18 protein-coding genes and 1 pseudogene are annotated in these 17,494 nt (G+C 66.4%); 12 read left to right on the plus strand and 7 right to left on the minus strand.

What is annotated here, in order from left to right:
- Positions 1-234 precede the first annotated feature (234 nt).
- Together J2W36_RS15970 and J2W36_RS15975 are read left to right on the plus strand one after the other, a co-directional pair.
- A pseudogene (locus J2W36_RS15970) lies at positions 235-627 on the plus strand (DDE-type integrase/transposase/recombinase); the annotation flags it as partial.
- 521 nt (positions 628-1,148) lie between these two features.
- Positions 1,149-2,198, plus strand: coding sequence for an ArdC family protein (locus J2W36_RS15975; protein WP_307690744.1), 1,050 nt, complete (start codon positions 1,149-1,151; stop codon positions 2,196-2,198).
- Positions 2,199-2,328: 130 nt separating this feature from the next.
- Here the strand turns inward: J2W36_RS15975 and J2W36_RS15980 are convergent, their stop codons facing one another.
- From J2W36_RS15980 to J2W36_RS16000, 5 genes are all read right to left on the minus strand, one after another.
- Positions 2,329-3,582, minus strand: a complete 1,254-nt coding sequence (locus tag J2W36_RS15980) for a hypothetical protein (protein WP_307690745.1) — start codon at positions 3,580-3,582, stop codon at positions 2,329-2,331.
- 38 nt (positions 3,583-3,620) lie between these two features.
- Positions 3,621-4,367, minus strand: coding sequence for a hypothetical protein (locus tag J2W36_RS15985; protein WP_307690746.1), 747 nt, complete (start codon positions 4,365-4,367; stop codon positions 3,621-3,623).
- 29 nt (positions 4,368-4,396) lie between these two features.
- Complete coding sequence (locus J2W36_RS15990; RefSeq protein ID WP_307690747.1) at positions 4,397-4,966, minus strand: hypothetical protein; 570 nt, start codon at positions 4,964-4,966, stop codon at positions 4,397-4,399.
- Positions 4,967-4,972: 6 nt separating this feature from the next.
- Positions 4,973-5,248, minus strand: a complete 276-nt coding sequence (locus J2W36_RS15995; RefSeq protein WP_307690748.1) for a DnaJ domain-containing protein — start codon at positions 5,246-5,248, stop codon at positions 4,973-4,975.
- A gap of 91 nt (positions 5,249-5,339) precedes the next feature.
- Complete coding sequence (locus tag J2W36_RS16000) at positions 5,340-5,657, minus strand: hypothetical protein (RefSeq protein WP_307690749.1); 318 nt, start codon at positions 5,655-5,657, stop codon at positions 5,340-5,342.
- 309 nt (positions 5,658-5,966) lie between these two features.
- Here J2W36_RS16000 and kdgD point away from each other — a divergent pair, with 309 nt between their 5' ends.
- The 5 genes from kdgD to J2W36_RS16025 all read left to right on the plus strand — a co-directional run bounded on the left by kdgD (position 5,967) and on the right by J2W36_RS16025 (position 11,525).
- Positions 5,967-6,878, plus strand: coding sequence for a 5-dehydro-4-deoxyglucarate dehydratase (kdgD, locus tag J2W36_RS16005; RefSeq protein WP_307689694.1), 912 nt, complete (start codon positions 5,967-5,969; stop codon positions 6,876-6,878).
- A gap of 27 nt (positions 6,879-6,905) precedes the next feature.
- Positions 6,906-7,868: a Bug family tripartite tricarboxylate transporter substrate binding protein gene (locus tag J2W36_RS16010; RefSeq protein WP_307690750.1), complete on the plus strand. Its 963-nt coding sequence runs from the start codon at positions 6,906-6,908 to the stop codon at positions 7,866-7,868.
- Positions 7,869-7,913: 45 nt separating this feature from the next.
- Complete coding sequence (gudD, locus tag J2W36_RS16015; RefSeq protein WP_307690751.1) at positions 7,914-9,287, plus strand: glucarate dehydratase; 1,374 nt, start codon at positions 7,914-7,916, stop codon at positions 9,285-9,287.
- Between the two features lie 140 nt (positions 9,288-9,427).
- Positions 9,428-10,654, plus strand: a complete 1,227-nt coding sequence (locus J2W36_RS16020; RefSeq protein ID WP_307690752.1) for an enoyl-CoA hydratase-related protein — start codon at positions 9,428-9,430, stop codon at positions 10,652-10,654.
- Positions 10,644-11,525 (plus strand): acyl-CoA thioesterase, encoded by an 882-nt coding sequence (locus J2W36_RS16025; protein WP_307690753.1) that lies wholly within the window; start codon positions 10,644-10,646, stop codon positions 11,523-11,525. Before J2W36_RS16020 ends, J2W36_RS16025 begins: the two co-directional genes overlap by 11 nt.
- Positions 11,526-11,537: 12 nt before the next feature.
- Here J2W36_RS16025 and J2W36_RS16030 read toward each other — a convergent pair whose 3' ends face one another.
- On the minus strand, positions 11,538-11,858 hold the full coding sequence (locus J2W36_RS16030) for a 2Fe-2S iron-sulfur cluster-binding protein (protein ID WP_307690754.1): 321 nt from the start codon (positions 11,856-11,858) through the stop codon (positions 11,538-11,540).
- Between the two features lie 167 nt (positions 11,859-12,025).
- Between J2W36_RS16030 and J2W36_RS16035 the strand changes: the two genes are divergently transcribed.
- The 5 genes from J2W36_RS16035 to J2W36_RS16055 all read left to right on the plus strand — a co-directional run bounded on the left by J2W36_RS16035 (position 12,026) and on the right by J2W36_RS16055 (position 16,405).
- Positions 12,026-13,315, plus strand: a complete 1,290-nt coding sequence (locus J2W36_RS16035) for an aromatic ring-hydroxylating oxygenase subunit alpha (protein WP_307690755.1) — start codon at positions 12,026-12,028, stop codon at positions 13,313-13,315.
- Positions 13,312-13,803, plus strand: coding sequence for an aromatic-ring-hydroxylating dioxygenase subunit beta (locus J2W36_RS16040; protein WP_307690756.1), 492 nt, complete (start codon positions 13,312-13,314; stop codon positions 13,801-13,803). Before J2W36_RS16035 ends, J2W36_RS16040 begins: the two co-directional genes overlap by 4 nt.
- 71 nt (positions 13,804-13,874) lie before the next feature.
- Positions 13,875-14,714 carry an enoyl-CoA hydratase/isomerase family protein gene (locus J2W36_RS16045; protein ID WP_307690757.1) on the plus strand — a complete coding sequence of 280 codons (840 nt, stop codon included), beginning with the start codon at positions 13,875-13,877 and terminating at the stop codon, positions 14,712-14,714.
- 15 nt (positions 14,715-14,729) lie between these two features.
- Positions 14,730-15,485, plus strand: a complete 756-nt coding sequence (locus J2W36_RS16050) for an SDR family NAD(P)-dependent oxidoreductase (RefSeq protein WP_307690758.1) — start codon at positions 14,730-14,732, stop codon at positions 15,483-15,485.
- Positions 15,482-16,405, plus strand: coding sequence for an alpha/beta hydrolase (locus J2W36_RS16055; RefSeq protein WP_307690759.1), 924 nt, complete (start codon positions 15,482-15,484; stop codon positions 16,403-16,405). Before J2W36_RS16050 ends, J2W36_RS16055 begins: the two co-directional genes overlap by 4 nt.
- A gap of 33 nt (positions 16,406-16,438) precedes the next feature.
- Here J2W36_RS16055 and J2W36_RS16060 read toward each other — a convergent pair whose 3' ends face one another.
- Complete coding sequence (locus J2W36_RS16060) at positions 16,439-17,473, minus strand: AraC family transcriptional regulator (RefSeq protein ID WP_307690760.1); 1,035 nt, start codon at positions 17,471-17,473, stop codon at positions 16,439-16,441.
- Positions 17,474-17,494 lie beyond the last annotated feature (21 nt).

Raw genomic sequence — 17,494 nt, forward strand, 5'->3', positions numbered from 1 at the left:
GTCTGCAGGCAGCGGGATGACTAGAAAAGGGGCGAAAGGCAGCCCTTGCGCGGTCCGAATCACCCTGTAAATGCGTCTTCGGGCTCCCCGCTCGATCTGAGTGCTCGAAATCATGTTCCCAGCAAGGCAGAGATGCGTGTCGGCGCCGAGTATTTCAGCAGCCTGCTAGGAGGCGCGAACGACGAGCAGCCAAGCGGTCAATGACACCTTTAAATGCGCCAGTTGAAGCCGAGCCGCGTGTGGCATGACGTGCTGGCACTGGGTCAACGATGCGGATTGCATCGCATTGAACGGCTCATGCGAGAACAGGCCCTGCGCGCGAGGCCACGACGCCGAGGCTTGCCGCAGGACCGAGGCCAGCGCAGCGCCATCGCCGACAACGTGTTGGACCGTCAGTTCCAGGCCGATGCGCCCAACCAGAAGTGGGTGGCCGACTTCACCTACATCTGGACGGCCGAGGGCTGGCTGTATGCCGCTGCGGTGCTGGACCTGTACTCGCGTCGCATCGTTGGCTGGTCGATGCAGGACAGCATGACCTCGCAACTCGTGGCCGATGCGTTGATGATGGCCGTGTGGCGCCGGGGCAAGCCGGTGGCGTTGCTGCATCACTCGGACCAGGGCAGCCAAGGCGGATTCGACCGGTCGATGCAACACATCCGATGAACATCTCAGCGGGCGTTTGGAAGCCGACCGTCTTGCGCGTTTGCCGATCTCGGGTTGCTGTGAACGGAATAGGGGGTTTCGGCCTCTTTTTTGGGCTGTTTGGATCGTGAAGGTAGGCGGGGTGGCAGGTGCTTCGCAAGGGTCTGACTGCCGGCCGGCGGGGCCGGCCGATTTTTTCGCGACAAGTACAGGCATGCATCGGCGAAGGCCGATGGGATTGCGCGGCCTGAGCCGCGCTTGCCCCGTTCGGCGGTTTACCGCGGTGGATCTGCTGTCGGTCCGCCTCTTGTTCGACGCGTAGCTCGCTCGAGTGCCGCGCCAGGGTGAAGGCTGCGCCCCCGTCCTCACCCGGTCCTCGCGCGGCTCGGCTGCGGCTTGCGGGCGGGCCCTGGTGCGGCGCTCTTGCGCTCGCTGCCTTGGCGTCGAGGCGGCTCCGAAAGCAGATTTTCATCACCCACCGCGGCACACCGCAGAAAGGCGCAACCATGCAAGCAAAACTCCATTTCATCGCGCGCGGCGCGAAGCTCTCGAAGACCGCGGGCGTTCCCCCCGCACCCCCCGAGGGCTCACCCCAAGCAGATGCTGAGAAATCACAGGGGAAGGTTTACGCGGACCTGAGACAGCAGGTTACGGACCGGATCGTGGCGATGCTGGAGAAAGGCAGCAACGTGTTTCGCGACCGCTGGTCGCTGGCTGCGTGTCGCGGGATGCCCTGCAACGGGAAGACCGGCGAGCCCTACCATGGGGTCAATGTCTTGTTGCTCTGGGACGCGGCGATCGAGCGGGGCTACAGCTTCAACGTCTGGCTGACTTGTCGGCAGGCGGCCAGCCTGGGCGGGCAGGTACGCAAGGCAGAGAAAGGCGTCATGTGTGTTTTCTTTCAACCGGCGCCTGCGTGTGCTGATGCACCCCCGCAAAAGCGGCCGGTCGGCAAGGGCGGCGTGCTAGGCTCCGAGGAGGATAATGCAGGGTGGCGCCCAACCGGTGGCCTGATCTGCAAGGCATTCTGGGTATTCAACGTGGCACAGATCGACGGCCTGCCCGATGCCGTCTCGGTGACGGCGCTGACCCGGCATGCATCCACGCTCTCGCCCGTCGAAGCGGCCGAATCATTGCTCCAGCGCAGCGGCGCGAGGTTTCGTCATGGTTTCGACCAGGCCTTCTATGCGCCATCGCGCGATGAGATCGTGTTGCCTCATCCGGCGCGATTTCATTCGCCGGAGAATTACTATGCGACCGCGTTGCACGAACTCGTCCACTGGACCGGGCATCCGTCTCGGCTCGCTCGGGCCTTCGGCCGACGGTTCGCACACGACGCCTACGCCTTCGAAGAACTCATCGCGGAACTCGGCTCCGCGTTCGTGATGGCCCATGTGGGCATGGTCGACGCCACGATCGAGGGCCATGCCGGCTGTCTTGAGCGCTGGTTGTCGGTGTTGAAGAGGGATCGCACGGCCATCTTCGTCGCGGCGCGTCATGCCGGGCTGGCGTGTGAGTACCTCACGGGCGCGTGGAACCGCGACACTGCGCTGTGAGGGCTTCGATGTGCATGCCACGCGCGTTGCCATGGCGCTCAAGGAGCGTCATGCCGGCACTGGCGATATGTGGGGCGGCCGCGGCTCGGCGTCATGCGGGTGGCCGTCAACCAGCGACCTTGCGTTCTGCCTACGCGGCGATATTGCACTCTCGGCGCAGCAGCGCCAGCGCATCCTCCGTCGCCTGCACCCGGTCGCTGCGCAGCACAGGCTCGGCCTCGTCGATGAAGGCGTTCCACAGGTGCAGGTAGTCGCCCTGCACCTGCATCGGGGCGTGCTGAAGCACGAACTGACGGGGCAGGTCGGCATCCAGGCCCGAAGTCCGGATCTTCTTGACCAGGCTGGCCGCGGTCTTCCTGGTGAGCAGCGTGGTGGGTTTGCCGTGCGTGGCGATGCGCAGGAACAGTGTCAACAGCGAGCTGTCGTCAGTGTGGCCCTCGGTGGCCTTCTCCCACACGACGCTGTTGCTGCGCTCGAAATGGTCCAAGTCGGCCATGGCGTCTTCGATCCAGAAATAGCGGCCCAGGAAGGCTAGCGTCTGGTCAAAAAGCTTGCGCACCCCGAGCGTAGCATCCAGGATCCTGGGCATGTCCTGCACGACAGACGCCTGCACGGACTGCACGACGTCCAGGTATTGCGCCGGTAGGTCTCTGGGCAGGCCGATAGGGACCGGCGCCGCCTGGTCATCGGCCCGTGGCGCATATTTCTTGCGCAGGCCCATCACCATCTTCTCGAACGCGGCCCAGTCCGGCATGCTGTTGCGTCGGCATGCGTGTACCAGCAGCGCCGTGCGTACCACGGCTTCCGCGTCTCTACCGGCATCCTCCAGGTCATCGGCATCCAGACCCAACTGGGTGGCCATCCAGACGGCGGCTTCCACCAGGGTGGTCGCGTGGCTGCGCGCGGTGCGCTCCGCATGGTACTCGTGCAGGCTGCGCAGCGACCACTTGGCGAGCAATGGGATGTGCTTGTTCTCAAAAACGCCATGCGCCTGCATACCGAAGTGGCTGCTCTGGGGCATGGCGATCAGCGCCTTGAGCATGTCCGAGCCGCCCTTGGAGCGTGACAGCAAACTGTGGTCGCGCAGGGACTTTGCGGCCTGGTCCAGATCGCCCCCAGTCGAATACTCCAGGTACAGGCTCACCAGGTTGATCAGCCTGTCCCTGGCGCGTTCGAGGTCAGGACGCAGGTACTCGGTGCCGAAATAGCGCGCGATCTGCACCATGCCCTTGGGTGCCTCCTGGCACATGGCAGCCATCTTCGCGGGCCCGATGATGCCGTGGCGCACACCATGCTGCAGCGCCTTCTCAAAGAAGGGCCGCTCGTCGAACAGCGCGACGGCCTGGGGGGGCGTGTGGAGGGGGGTGTCGGGGGAGCTGGGCATCGAGAGGATCGTGTATTCAGGCGTTGTGGATGGAGCCTTCAGATCGCTGACTCTTCCTCGTCGTCGCGGGCCGCGGGTGTGCTGCCGCCGCGATCGGTGTCGCTGGTCTCCACGCGCGTGTCTTCTTCAATGGCGTCTTCGTCGTCCCCCATGCCGAAGTCATGGGCGCGTGCCTGGGCACGCAAGACCAGCAAGGTCTCGGTGAAGAGGTCGGGGCACTCGTAGCGCAGGCGCCAGGCCAGCTCCATCCAGTCCTGGTCGGCCACCTCGTCCAAAGGGACCCGGGGGTTGGCATAGGCCGACACCAGCAGCTCGGTTTCGGACAGCATCTCGCCGTCTTCCTCCGCGGTGTCGAAGGTCCCGCTGCGGGCGAAGGATTCGATGCGCGCCCATTTGTCGGCAAAGTAGTTGGCCATGGCTTCGCTGCCTCCTTCCAGATCGCCCAAGGCGTTGAGGAACGCCACCGGGTCCGCGTCCTCCCGGAAGACGATGGCGTTCACCATGCCGCGCAGGTGCGTGTGTGTGAGGTCCTTGTAGCGCTTCTCGATGACGATGGCGTGCGCGAACTGCGCAGGGGTGACCAGCAGGCTCACGACCGATGCGCGGGACGGGTCGTACTCGCGCATCACCGCGAGGATGTCCTTGGGCTCGAGCTGGTCGAGCACCACACTCAGCGCGCTGTCGCCCTCGGTGTCTGCCAACTCGGTGAGGGCGGACTCGGCGCCAGCAATGTCGCCTGCAGCGATCAGGCTGCGGGTCTTCGTGATCAGGGCGAGGTGGTTCATTGCTGTGGTTAGCTTGCGTGCCGGTCTGTTCAGTCTTTGCGGTCGAAGCCCTGCTCGGCCATCCAGTCGGCCCGGGCTTCCTCTCGGATTTGGCCATCGGCGTCGTCCAGGTCGTCGGCCGACAGGGGCTGGCGGTCGTCGGTGTCATCGTCGACGTTGTCCGCGTCTTCTTCTCGGTCGTCCCCGTCTCCTGCATGGGCGGGTGCGTGCCGGGGACTGCCCGTCATGTACTCCAGCGCGGCGGCCACGCTCAGGAAGTGGTCACCGGCGGCCTGCTCACGCAACAAATGCACGGTCGCCCTGGCCCAGGGGGCGATGTCAATGGTTTCCCGCAGGCTCTCCCAGGCGGCCAGGTCCTCGGGCTCGCAAGCCAGCAGCCGGTCCATGGCCGGCGTGGACGTGAAGCGGAAGGCCTTGTGCAGCACCACCGCCACCATCTCGGGCGCGACCTCCAGCATGTGGACCAGAAACGCGATCTCGCTGCGTCGCTCGGCCAGCCGCCGCTCCAGCACGAACCGCCCCTCCGAGTCGTGGCGCATGTCGTCGAGTTCGGCGAGGTACGCGGCGCTCAGGTTGTGGAAGAAGGGGGATACGTGCATCAAGACCTAGAGGAGCCGTTGAAAATAATCTGCCCAGATGCCGCGCGCCGTTTCCAGCGGATCGTCGAGCAGATTTCGCTTGCGGTTGTTGTCGTAGGTCTCCCGCTTGGCTCTGTCTCCAAGGATGTCGTAGGCCTCCTGAACAGCACGGAAGCGTGCAGCGGCATCGGGCGCAGGGTTGCGGTCTGGGTGGTGTTGGGCGGCCTGGTGGCGGTAGGCCTTCTTGATGTCCGCCGGACTCGCGCTGCTGCTGACACCCAAGGCGAGATAGTGGTCTTGCACGCGGTGCCTTTCTGCGTTGCGGGTGACACGGCGAGCCGCAAAAGGAGCCGATTGTAGGAGACCCGGCGTCCGACCCCACCCGTCGTCTGGCTCAAAGACGATTCAACCGCCACGTCGCCGTCTGGGCACAAATGACGACTTCGATGCCGCGAGCATCTTTCTTGCTCAGGACGGTGACGTCGCTCGGCGTGTACTCGTAGTACTGGCGGTCTTCTCCGTTGAATTTGATGGTCTGCAGCACCAGTGGATGGGCGGCCGGAGCAGAGGTCGCGGCCGCAGTGGGCAGTGCTGCGCACTCGGCGGTCGCTGTTGTTTGTGCGTCGGTTAGCAGCGTTGCAGGGGGCGACCCGCTGCGTCCACATTCGGCAATCGCAGCCGAGGCGACTGCAAGCATCGTCAATTTCTTCATGGCATGTCTCCTTTCGTCCATCGGTGCGCGGGGCCGCAGGGCAGGCGACGATGATTTGGTTATCGTTAACATTTTTGAATTTCTGGCGCAATCAAAGCCCATTTTTTTGCGGGCAAACCCGGCGTCGCATTGAGAGTTTCCAGTGAAGAGTGAGGCCGCTGCGACGCGCACGCACTGGCATTTCTGTTTTCGGGTAAACCCGGAGGCGATTTTGTATGTTAACGATAACAATACAGTTTTCACCGGCCGTGCTCGTGTGTCCTCCATCCGGATCGCGAGCCTTTCGCTCCACCGTTTCGTCGACCTCTCATGAACCCGCAAGAACTCAAGACCATCATGGGCTCCGGCCTGCTGTCGTTTCCGCTGACCGACTTCGACGCGAACGGCGACTTCCACAAGAAGGGCTACGAGCAGCGCCTCGAATGGCTCGCACCGTACGGCGCCAGCGCGCTGTTCGCCGCCGGCGGAACGGGCGAGTTCTTCTCGCTGACCGGTGCGGAATACCCCGGCATCATCCAGACGGCCGTCGACACCTGCCGTGGCGTGGTGCCGATCATTGCCGGCGCGGGCGGCCCGACGCGTTTTGCCATCGAGTGCGCGCAGGCGGCAGAGAAGGCCGGCGCCCACGGCATCCTGCTGCTGCCGCACTACCTGACCGAAGCCGGCCAGGAGGGCCTGTCCGCCCACGTCGAGGCCGTGTGCAAGAGCGTGGACTTCGGCGTGATCATCTACAACCGCGGCACGACCCGCTTCAAGCCCGACACGCTGGCCCGCCTGGCCGAACGCAACCCCAACCTCGTGGGCTTCAAGGACGGCATCGGCGACATCGAGACCATGGTCGCGATCTACCAGCGCATGGGCGACCGCTTCGCCTACCTGGGCGGCCTGCCCACGGCCGAGGTCTACGCCGCCGCCTACAAGGCGATGGGCACGCCGGTGTACTCGTCGGCCGTCTTCAACTTCATCCCGAAGACCGCGATGCAGTTCTACGCAGCCGTGCGCGACGACGACATGGCCACGCAGCACCGGCTGCTCAAGGACTTCTTCATGCCCTACCTCGACCTGCGCAACCGCATGCAGGGTTACGCGGTGAGCATCGTCAAGGCCGGTGCCACGATCGTCGGCCACACCGCCGGCCCGGTGCGCCCACCGCTGACCGACCTCAAGCCCGACGAGATGGAAATGCTCAAGGCCCTGATCGACAAGCTCGGCCCGCAGTAAGCCCCCTCATTGAACAACGGAGACATCATGAAAAAAATGCTGATTGCCCTGTCGTGCGCGTTCTCGCTGAGTGCCATGGCCCAGACCACGACCTGGCCCGACAAGTCGGTGACCCTCGTCGTGCCGTTCCCCGCGGGCGGCTCCACCGACATGGTCGCCCGTGCCATGGCCCTGCACATGCAGACCAAGTTCGGCCAGCCCTTCGTGGTTGATAACAAGCCGGGTGCGACCGGCACGATCGGCGCAGGCTTCGTGAAGCGGGCGGCGCCCGATGGCTACACGCTGTTGGTGTCGTCGCTGGGCGCTTTCGTCGTCACGCCGCACTTGCAGAAGAGCGTGCCGTACGACGCCACCAAGGACTTCGACTACATCAGCGTACCGGTGCAGGCGCCCAACGTGCTGGTGGCCAGCCCCAAGCAGAAGGAGCGCACGGTGGCCGAGGTCATCGCCACGCTGAAGGCGAACCCGGGCAAGGTGAGTTTCGCCAGTTCGGGCAATGGCTCGTCGGACCATCTCTCTGCCGAGGTGTTCTGGCAGCAGAGCGGCACCGAGGGGCTGCACATTCCCTACAAGGGCGGCGCGCCGGCCATCAACGACCTGCTGGGTGGGCAGGTCGACTTCTCCTTCCAGAACGTGAATGCGGTGCTGCCGCACATCAAGGCCGGCAAGCTGCATGCGATCGCGGTGACCGGCGACAAGCGTTCGCCGGTTCTGCCCGACGTGCCCACGCTGGCCGAGGCCGGCGTCAAGGGCGCGGAGGTGTATTCGTGGCAAGGCTTGGCCGCGCCCAAGGGTCTCCCGCCGGCCGTCAAGGACAAGCTGAGCGCCGCGGCCATCGCCGCCATCAACGACCCGGAAGTGAAGAAGCGCATGCTGGAGCAGGGCCTGGAGATCGTGGCCAGCACGCCGGCAGAATTCACCGCCTTCCAGGCCCGCGAATGGGTGCGCTGGAAGACGCTGATCGACACGCGCAAAATCACCGCAGACTGACAAACAAGGGTCTGCACGGCGGGCCCTTCCTCTTGCTTTGAAACCATGACGACATCCACTTCTGCCTCCTTGGCTTCTTCGGCTTCTTCTGCGTTGCAGACACCCATCGTCACCGAACTGCGCGTGGTCCCGGTCGCAGGCTACGACGGCATGCTGATGAACCTGAGCGGCGCGCATGCGCCGTTCTTCACCCGCAACCTGTTGATCCTCAAGGACAGCGCCGGCCACACCGGCGTGGGCGAGGTGCCCGGCGGCGAGAAGATACGCCAGACGCTGGAAGACGCGCGCGGCCTCATCGTCGGCCAGCCGATCGGCCGGCACAACGCGATGCTCAACGCGATGCGCGCGCAGTTCGCCGACCGTGACAGCGGCGGCCGCGGCACGCAGACCTTCGACCTGCGCATTGCCATCCACGCGGTCACGGCCGCCGAGGCGGCGCTGCTCGACCTGCTCGGCCAGCACCTGAACGTGCCCGTCGCCGCACTGCTCGGCGAAGGGCAGCAGCGCGATGCGGTGCAGATGCTCGGCTACCTCTTCTACGTCGGCGATCGAACGAAGACCGACCTGCCGTACCGCAGCGAACCCGAGGCCGACAACGACTGGTTTCGCCTGCGCCACGAAGAGGCCATGACGCCGGAGGCCATCGTGCGCCTGGCCGAGGCCAGCCACGCGCGCTATGGCTTCACCGACTTCAAGCTCAAGGGTGGCGTGCTGCGCGGCGAGGAGGAGGTCGAGGCGATCCGTGCACTGCACGAGCGCTTCCCCGACGCGCGCGTCACGCTCGACCCCAACGGCGGTTGGCTGCTGAAGGACGCGATCCGCATCACGCGCGACCTGCATGGCGTGATGGCCTATGCCGAAGACCCCTGCGGTGCCGAAGGCGTGTTCTCCGGCCGCGAGGTGATGGCCGAGTTCCGCCGCGCCACCGGCCTGCCGACCGCCACCAACATGGTTGCCACCGACTGGCGCGAGATGGTGCACAGCCTGTCGCTGCAGTCGGTCGACATCCCGCTGGCCGACCCGCATTTCTGGACGATGCAGGGTTCCGTACGCGTGGCGCAGCTGTGCCAGGCCTGGGGCCTCACCTGGGGCTCGCATTCGAACAACCACTTCGACGTGTCGCTCGCGATGTTCACCCACGTGGCCGCGGCCGCGCCAGGCAAGGTCACGGCCATCGACACGCACTGGATCTGGCAGGACGGCCAACGCCTGACGAAGAAGCCGCTGCAGATCGAGGGCGGCTACGTGCAGGTTCCCACGCAGGGCGGCCTGGGCGTGGAGCTGGACATGGACGAGGTCGAGAAGGCGCACCAGCTCTACCTGAAGCACGGCCTGGGCGCGCGCAACGACGCGCAGGCAATGCAGTACCTGATTCCAGGTTGGCAGTTCGATAACAAGCGGCCTTGCATGGTGCGCTGAGAGCGCAACGCAGGACCGGGCTTGCTGACAGGCCCGGCGACCATCTCAGCGTGCACGCCTTGAGTTTGATAAACCGACGCGACGGTCTATATACTCACTGCCCAAGGGCCTGCGTCTGGTCAGGCTTGGAGTCAACACGCATGCAACAAACCATCGATGACGCGGGCCGCGTCGAACGCGCACGACAGCTGTACGACGCCCTGGCCAGCGGCGACCGTTCAGCCCTTGATGCACTTCTCCATCCCGATTTCGTGGGCCATGCGACGCAGGGCTTGCCGTTCGCTTTGGGGGGAACCTACCAGGGCGCCCACGCGATGCGCCGCGAATTCTGGGGGCGGATCGCCAAGAGCTTCATCGCTCGCGCGCAGCCCGAGAGCTTCCATGTGCTCGACGATGGCCGGCTGCTGGTGCAGGGGCGGTATGTCGGCGAAGCCCGCAACGGCGGTGGCAAGCTCGACGCCGAGTTCATTCACATCCTTTGCTTCGGCGAGGGGAGGATCACCGGACTGAGCCAGCTCACCGACAGCGAGCGCTGGGTGCAGGCTTCGCAGCCTGCTGCGGAGGCAGCCCCTTCAGTGGCGTGGCGCACCCTGGAATTCGAAGTGACCCACGGCCTCGCGACCGTTCGCCTGAACCGGCCCGAGGCGCATAACGCGATCGACGCGACGATGGCGGAGGAACTGTGCAGCGTGGCCCAACGCTGCGCCAACGACGGCGCGATCCGCGCCGTGCTGCTGCTGGGCAATGGCAAGTCCTTCACCGTCGGCGGTGACCTTGCATTTCTTTCGCAGGCGAAGGACGGCGAGCTGCCGGGCCTGCTGCGTGCGATGACGGGCCCCTACCACGAGGCCTTGCGCACTTTCAGCCGCCTGGACGTTCCCATCGTCGCGGCCGTGCATGGCGCGACCGCCGGTGGCGGCCTGGGGCTCATGTACTGCGCGGACATCGTCGTGGCTGCGGACAACACGAAGATCGCGCTGGGGTTCGGCGCGCTCGGGCTGTCCATGGATGGCTCCAATTCCTGGTTTCTTCCGCGGTTGGTCGGCCTGCGGCGCGCCGCGGAGTTGTACCTGGAAGGGCGTGTGCTCAACGCGGCCGAGGCGGTGGAATGGGGCCTCGTCAATCGTGTCGTACCGCTGGCCGAGTTGCCGGCCCATGCGCTGGCTTGCGCGGAGCGCCTTGCCAAGGGGCCGACGCGTGCCTACGGCGAAGTGCGACGCCTGTACCGCGATGCCCTGGGTGCGACGCTGTCGGAACAGCTCGGCGCGGAAACGGAGGCCCTGTCCCGGACCGCTGCGACCACCGATGCGACCGGTGCCATCGCGAGCTTCGTCGCCAAACGCAAGCCGGTGTTCCATGGCCGATAGCTTGCAGCCCTGGAACGAGGCTGATCTGCCGGCCTTGCTGACGCTGGAGCAGACGGGACCACGGACCTACCGCAACCGACATGGAGACGCCAACCTGAATGGCCGGTCCTATGGCGGGCAGAGCCTGGGCCAGGCCTTGATGGCGGCGTCGCTGAGCGCACCGCCCGACCGGCGGGCGACCGCGATGCAGTTCATGTTCCTGCAGGGCAGCATGCCGGACCGTGCCATCGACTTCGAGGTCACGCCCTTGCAGGACGGAAAGCGGTTCTCGTCACGGCACGTCCGGGGCACGCAGGGCGGCCGCATGCTGTTCGATGCGCAGGTCAGTTTCGCGCTGCCACTCGATGCGCCCGAACACCAGGCGCAGGCCCACGCGCAGGGGGCGAGGCCGGAGGATCTGCCCGCGCTGCCGGACCTGCCCTTGCCCTGGGAATCGGGCCTGCGCCGGCTCGGCGGCTACTCGCTGCGCGAGAAGGCGTGCATCGACTTCCGCGTCCCCGATGTCCAGACGCAGGTGGCGCCCGAGGCGGCGACCACGCGCCTGAGGTACTGGCTCAAGGCGCGGTACCCGTTGCCGGCCACGCCGGGCATGCACGCCTCGGCCTTCGCGTACCTGTCGGACTGGTGGCTCAATTTCAGCAGCCTCGGCGCGCATGTGAAAGGCCTCGAGGACGACCGGCGGCTGTACGTGGCGAGCCTGAACCACTGCATATGGTTCCATCGTCCGTTCGCTCCCGACGACTGGCTGTACGTCGACACCCACAGCCCGTGCGCCGCGGAAGGGCGCGGCCTGTCGATCGCCAGCGTGCACGACCGCAGCGGCACCCTGGTGGCATCGGCCACGCAGGAATGCCTGATGGCCTACGCCTGAGGCGCGCCCGGGTCACACCTGTTCGGCCGGCAGATGCACGACGATGCCGTCGAGTGCTGCAGTCATCCGGATCTGGCAGCACAGCCTGCTGGTGGGCCGAGGCTCGGGCACGCCCTCCAGCATGAACGCCTCCGTCTCCGAGATGGCGGGGAGTTTCGGTCCCCACTCGGCGTCGATGTACCCATGGCAGGTGGCGCAACTGCAGGACCCGCCGCAATCGCCCAGGATGCCCGGCACGCCGTGGTCGATGGCAAGTTGCATGAGGGTGCGGTCGGGGGCCGCTTCGACCCGGTGGGGCGTACCGTCGAATTCGATGTAGGTCACGAGGGGCATGGGGGGCGGTCTCCTGTTTACGCGTTCGGCACGGGGCCTTGAAAAGAACTCGAATGATTTGATCTCGGACGTTTGACATAGTCCGTCCGGACGGACTATTATTGCGCAACTGGCCCTTATGAACAACCACCGTCGCGCCACGAGAAGCGGCGCCTGGAGATACAGCCTTGAATCAAGCAAGTCCCGTCATTCCCATTGCTGTCGCACCCGTTGCCGCGCCCCAGTGGGACCACCTGGTCCGTCCCGAGCACGTGCACGGCTCCGTCTACACCGACCCGGCGATCTTTCAGGAAGAGCTCAGCAAGATCTGGTTCCGCACCTGGGTCTATGTCGGCCATGAGAGCGAGGTGCCCGAACCCAACGACTACGTCATGAAGTCGATCGGACCCGAGCCGATCCTCATGACGCGCGACCGGCAAGGCGCCATCCACCTGTTGCACAACCGCTGCCCACATCGGGGCAACCGCGTCTGCATGACCGACAAGGGCTCGGCACGCTCCTTCACCTGCCCCTACCACGGCTGGACCTTCACCAACGATGGCGCACTGCGCGGCTATCCGTTTCCGTCCGGCTATGAGGGCGCGGACCGCTCCAAGCTTGGCCTGGGCAAGGTGGCGCGCGTGGCCTCCTACAAGGGCTTCGTCTTCGGCTCGATGGCAGAGGAGGGGCCATCGCTCGACGACCATCTCGGCGCGGCCAAGGGTGCGCTCGATGCGCTGTGCCTGACATCGCCCGAAGGCGAAGTCGAGATCACCGCCGGCTTCCTCAAGCACAAGGTCAAGTCGAACTGGAAGTTCCTCGTCGAGAACGAGACCGATGGCTACCACCCCTCGTTCGTGCACGCTTCGATCTTCGAGGTGGCGCAGAGCGGCATCGGCTCGCTGTACAGCAGCGACTCGACCGCCGTGTCGCGCTACTTCGGCAAGGGGCATTCCGAGAACGACCTGCGCCCTGAATTCCGCAAGCGCGACGTGCCGATGAGCTGGTTCAACACCACCGCCGAGCGGCTGCCCGACTACACGCAGCGCATGCAGGCGGCCTACGGTGAGAAGACGGCCCGCAAGATCATGATCGACGGCACCCCGCACATCATGATCTACCCGAATCTCTTCATTGCGGAGATCCAGATCTTCGTCATTCAACCGCTGTCGGTGAACGAGACGGTGCAGCACGTCACGGCGCTGCAGTTCAAGGGTGCGCCCGATCTCAACCGCCGCCTGCGCCAGCAGACGATGGGCTCGGTCGGGCCGGCCGGCTTCCTGCTGGCCGACGACGCGGAGATGTACGAGCGCACGCAGCTCGGCGTGCAGTCCCGGAACCCCGAGTGGCTCTACCTCGGCCGCGGCAGGCACCGCGAGCGGGAGGACGAGCACGGGTACCTCATTGGCGATGCGACGGACGAAACGCCCACGCGCGGCATCTGGCGCCACTACCGCTCGCTGATGGAGGCCGCATGAAAACGAGCGTCGACGACCTGCTGCTGCACCATGAAATCTCGCAGTTCATCTATCGCGAAGCGCGCTTCCAGGACAACCACGAGTACGACGCGTGGGAGGCCTTGTGGACGGACGACGGCATCTACTGGATCCCGGCCAACGGGGAGGCCGGCGACCCCGAGAACGAGATGTCCATCATCTACGACAACCGCTCGCGCATCGCGCTGCGGGTGCGGCAGTTCCACACCGGCAAGCGCTACAGCCAGTCGCCGCGCTCGCCCCTGCGGCGGGTGATCTCGAACATCGAGATCCTCGAGAACGACGGGACGAACCTGCTGGTCACGGCGAACGCCATCGTGTTCGAGGCCCATGCGCGTGGCGACACGCTCTGGGGCGCGCGCAACGAGTACAGGCTTCGCCGTGAAGACGGCTCGCTTCGCATGGCCGGAAAGAAGGTCGTGCTGACGAACAACGAGAAGGCGCTCTTCTCCATGGCCTTCCTGATCTAGTGCCTGAGGTCTGCCGCCATGCGCGCGGTAGGGGCTTGCCACACACACGCCGACAGGGCGGGAGACACACGATGACCCCAGACAAACCATTGCCCGCGACCCCACCTGAGCTGCTCATCTCCGACGGGCCGGTGCGGCTCGAATTGCATGCCGACGGTGTTGCGCATGTGCGCCTGGACAGGCCGGACGCGTCCAACGGCCTGAACATGGAACTGCTCAAGGCGCTGCACGAGGTGCTGATGCAGGTGCACGGCGACGGTCGCGTTCGCGCGGTGCTGCTCACAGGCGAGGGCAAGAACTTCTGCGCCGGAGGCGATGTGCACACTTTCCTCTCGAAGGGGGCGGCGCTGCCCGACTACATCCGCATGGCCACGTCGTACCTGCAACTGGTCGTGGCGCTGCTGATGCGCCTGAACGCGCCGGTCGTCTGCGCGGTGCAGGGCTTTGCCGCCGGCGGCGGCGGCATGGGGCTGGTGTGCTCGTCCGACGTGGTCGTGGCCGGCGCGTCGTCGAAGTTCCTGGCCGGTGCCACGCGCGTGGCCATGGTCCCGGATGCCGGCGTCTCGGTGACGCTGACGCATCTGGTGGGCTTTCGCAAGGCCATGGACATCCTGCTTTTCAACCCGGTGATCGATGCGGCCGAGGCGCTGCGCATCGGCCTGGTCTCGCGCGTGGTGCCCGATGCCGAGCTGCCTGCCCAGGCGCTCGCGCTGGCGCAGCAACTTGCGGCGGGCGCTCCGGCCGCGCTGGCCGCCACCAAGCGCCTGCTGTGGAACGGGCTCGGCCTGGGCGCGGAAGCCGCAATGCCGGAGGAGAACCGGACCCAGGCCCAGCTCGCCGGCATGACCGATGCACTCGAGGGGCTGGCCGCAGTGATCGAGAAGCGCGCCCCGCGATTCACCGGCCATTGATCCGGAGCGCATCGCGTGACCCTACCCATCCACCCCAGCGGGCCGCTTGCCGGCCGCAGCGTGTTCCTCACCGGCGGCGCCAAAGGCATCGGTGCCGCCATCGCACGTCGTCTCGCTGCGGACGGCGCCCGCGTCACCATCGCCGACCGTGACATCGCCACCGCGCGGGCGCTCGCGGCAGAGATCGGCGCCAGCGCCGTGGAACTCGACGTGACCGACCTCGACTTGGCGCAACGCACGCTGCTGGCGACGGGGCCGCACCATGTGCTGGTGAACAACGCCGGCATGGACCAGCATGCCTACTTCACGCAGACGCAGATCGCCGACTGGCGCCTGCTGCTCGCCGTCAATCTCGAGTCGGTGTTCGCGACCACGCATGCGGCGCTCCCTGCCATGCAGGAAGCGGGCTTCGGCCGCATCATCAACATCGCGTCCGAGGCCGGCCGCATGGGCTCGCGTGGCGCAGCGGTGTATGCCGCCGCCAAGGGCGGCGTGATCGCCTTCACGCGCTCCATCGCGCGCGAGAACGGCCGCAGGGGCATCACGGCCAACGTGATCGCGCCGGGCCCCATCGACACGCCAATGCTGCGCGATGCCGTTGCCGCAGGCGGCGACAAGTTGCTCGATGCGATGAAGGGCGCCACGTTGGCGGGCCGACTGGGAACGCCCGAGGAAGTCGCGGCCGCCGTGGCCTTTCTGGCCTCCGACGGCGCGGCCTTCATCACCGGCGAAACCCTGGGCGTGTCTGGCGGCATGGGGTGTGGCCAATGAGCGAAGCGACGACGACAACACCTGCCGCGCCGATCGAGGCCGTCATCCGCCGTGTGCTCGGCGTCTACCGGCGCTGGGGCCGCGACATCTCGGTGGCCCAGATGCGCGCCGACTGGGATGCGCTCTTCGGCAACGTGGCGGTCGATGCGGCCGTGGAGCCGGTGGTGATCGGGGCGATGGGGGCGCTGTCCGGCGAGTGGATCACCGCGCCGGGTGCCGACACGCGCCGCGTGGTGCTGTACTTCCACGGTGGTGGCTTCCAGGTCGGCTCGGTGCGTTCGCACCGTGAGTTGATGGCTGGTATTTCAGCGGTCGGCGGTTGCCGCGTGCTGGGGCTCGAGTACCGCCTGGCGCCGGAGCATCGCTATCCAGGCGCATTGGAGGACGCCTGCACGGCTTATGACTGGCTTGTCGCTCAGGGCATCGACCCGTCGGACATCGTGGTGGCGGGCGACTCGGCGGGCGGCAACCTCGCGCTGGCAGCGCTGCTCAGGTTGCGCGAGGCCGGGCGCATCCTGCCGGCCGGTGCGGTGCTGATGTCGGCATGGACGGACATGACGGCCTCGGGCGCAAGCTATGTCACACGCGCGCAGAGCGACCCGATTCATCAGCGGCCGATGATCCTGGCCATGGCACGCAACTACCTGGGGCCCGATGGCGACGCGCGCGATCCACTGGTGTCGCCGCTCCTGGCCGACTTGGCTGGGTTGCCGCCCTTGCTCATTCAGGTGGGTGAACGCGAGACCGTGCTCGACGACTCGACCTCGTTCGCGGCGAAGGCCCGTGCGGCCGGCGTCGACGTGGAACTTGAAGTCTGGGACGGCATGATCCACGTGTTCCAGCAATTTCCGGCGGAACTGTCCGAAGCACGCGAGGCGCTGGCCGCGATCGGACGCTTCCTGCGCCGGCGCTGGACCTAGGCACGATCGCACCGCCTCATCCTCCTGCGGCGTTCAGCGCGGCAGGCTGTCCGGCAGGCCGCCGCGCCGGTACTCGCCCGGTGCGACGCCGGTCCATCCTTTGAACGCGCGATGGAAGGTGCTGGCCTCGGAGAAGCCCAGGCGGTTGGCGATCTCCAGGACCGACAGCTCCGACCGGGCGAGGTACTCGATGGCCGCATCGCGGCGCAGATCGTCCTTGATGCCCTGGAAGGTGTAGCCCTCCTTCTGCAGATGTCGCCGCAGCGTCTGCGGCGACATCGCCAGCGCCTGGCCGACGACTTCCAGTGGTGGCAGTTCCCGATCCAGCTGCAGCTTGAGCAGGGCGCGGATGCGCTCGTTGAGCCGCGCCGGATCGCGGTAGCTCACGAGCAGGTTGGCCGGCGCCTGCCGCAGGAATTCCTTGAGTGCCTGTGCGTCGCGCACCACCGGCAGGTCGAGCCAGCGCGCATCGAAGCTGTAGCCGGCATGGCGCTCACCGTGGTGGAGCGGCGCATGGAACATGCGTGGGACATCCCCGCCGCTGTTCGACGGCCCGTCGGGGAACTGCACGTGCTGCAGCGTGACGCGGCGCCCCACGAGCCACGACATCAACCCGAAGCTGAGGAAGGTGAAGCTGCGCATCGCATAGTGCAGCGAGCCGCTGGCAGCCACATGGGCCGCGAGGTGCACGTGCGCCACGTCGCCCGATACCTTGAGGTGCGGCGAGAAGTCGCTCAGGACCAGGCGATAGAAACCGAAGCCGGTGGCCAGGGCCTCGCGCAGTGAGCTGGCGCGAAGCAGCGTCCTGCAGCAGTAAGCAAAGCTGCCAACCGGCACCGGCCGCGCGCACAGGCCCCAGAACTCATCGCGCAGGGCGCGGCGCAGCGACAGCAGCAGCGCGGCGTACTGGGCCAACGTGACGCGCGACGAGGCCGACGCCAGCAGTGACGCTGGAATCTGCGAGCGCCGCAGGATGGCTTCAATGTCGCATCCGCGTGCGCGCGCACCCCGCAGCGTCTGGTCGACCTGGAAGATCTCGATGGTGTGGCGCGTCGGTGCGGAATCCATTGGGGCGATGCGATGGCGGCC

It is taken from the genome of Variovorax ginsengisoli, assembly GCF_030811835.1.
Taxonomy (GTDB): domain Bacteria; phylum Pseudomonadota; class Gammaproteobacteria; order Burkholderiales; family Burkholderiaceae_C; genus Variovorax; species Variovorax ginsengisoli_C.

Coding starts and splice junctions, on each gene's coding strand:
- J2W36_RS15975 (WP_307690744.1), top strand. CDS start 1,149: ATGCAAGCAAAACTCCATTTCATCGCGCGCGGCGCGAAGCTCTCGAAG.
- J2W36_RS15980 (WP_307690745.1), bottom strand. CDS start 3,582: ATGCCCAGCTCCCCCGACACCCCCCTCCACACGCCCCCCCAGGCCGTC.
- J2W36_RS15985 (WP_307690746.1), bottom strand. CDS start 4,367: ATGAACCACCTCGCCCTGATCACGAAGACCCGCAGCCTGATCGCTGCA.
- J2W36_RS15990 (WP_307690747.1), bottom strand. CDS start 4,966: ATGCACGTATCCCCCTTCTTCCACAACCTGAGCGCCGCGTACCTCGCC.
- J2W36_RS16000 (WP_307690749.1), bottom strand. CDS start 5,657: ATGAAGAAATTGACGATGCTTGCAGTCGCCTCGGCTGCGATTGCCGAA.
- kdgD (WP_307689694.1), top strand. CDS start 5,967: ATGAACCCGCAAGAACTCAAGACCATCATGGGCTCCGGCCTGCTGTCG.
- J2W36_RS16010 (WP_307690750.1), top strand. CDS start 6,906: ATGAAAAAAATGCTGATTGCCCTGTCGTGCGCGTTCTCGCTGAGTGCC.
- gudD (WP_307690751.1), top strand. CDS start 7,914: ATGACGACATCCACTTCTGCCTCCTTGGCTTCTTCGGCTTCTTCTGCG.
- J2W36_RS16020 (WP_307690752.1), top strand. CDS start 9,428: ATGCAACAAACCATCGATGACGCGGGCCGCGTCGAACGCGCACGACAG.
- J2W36_RS16025 (WP_307690753.1), top strand. CDS start 10,644: ATGGCCGATAGCTTGCAGCCCTGGAACGAGGCTGATCTGCCGGCCTTG.
- J2W36_RS16030 (WP_307690754.1), bottom strand. CDS start 11,858: ATGCCCCTCGTGACCTACATCGAATTCGACGGTACGCCCCACCGGGTC.
- J2W36_RS16040 (WP_307690756.1), top strand. CDS start 13,312: ATGAAAACGAGCGTCGACGACCTGCTGCTGCACCATGAAATCTCGCAG.
- J2W36_RS16045 (WP_307690757.1), top strand. CDS start 13,875: ATGACCCCAGACAAACCATTGCCCGCGACCCCACCTGAGCTGCTCATC.
- J2W36_RS16055 (WP_307690759.1), top strand. CDS start 15,482: ATGAGCGAAGCGACGACGACAACACCTGCCGCGCCGATCGAGGCCGTC.
- J2W36_RS16060 (WP_307690760.1), bottom strand. CDS start 17,473: ATGGATTCCGCACCGACGCGCCACACCATCGAGATCTTCCAGGTCGAC.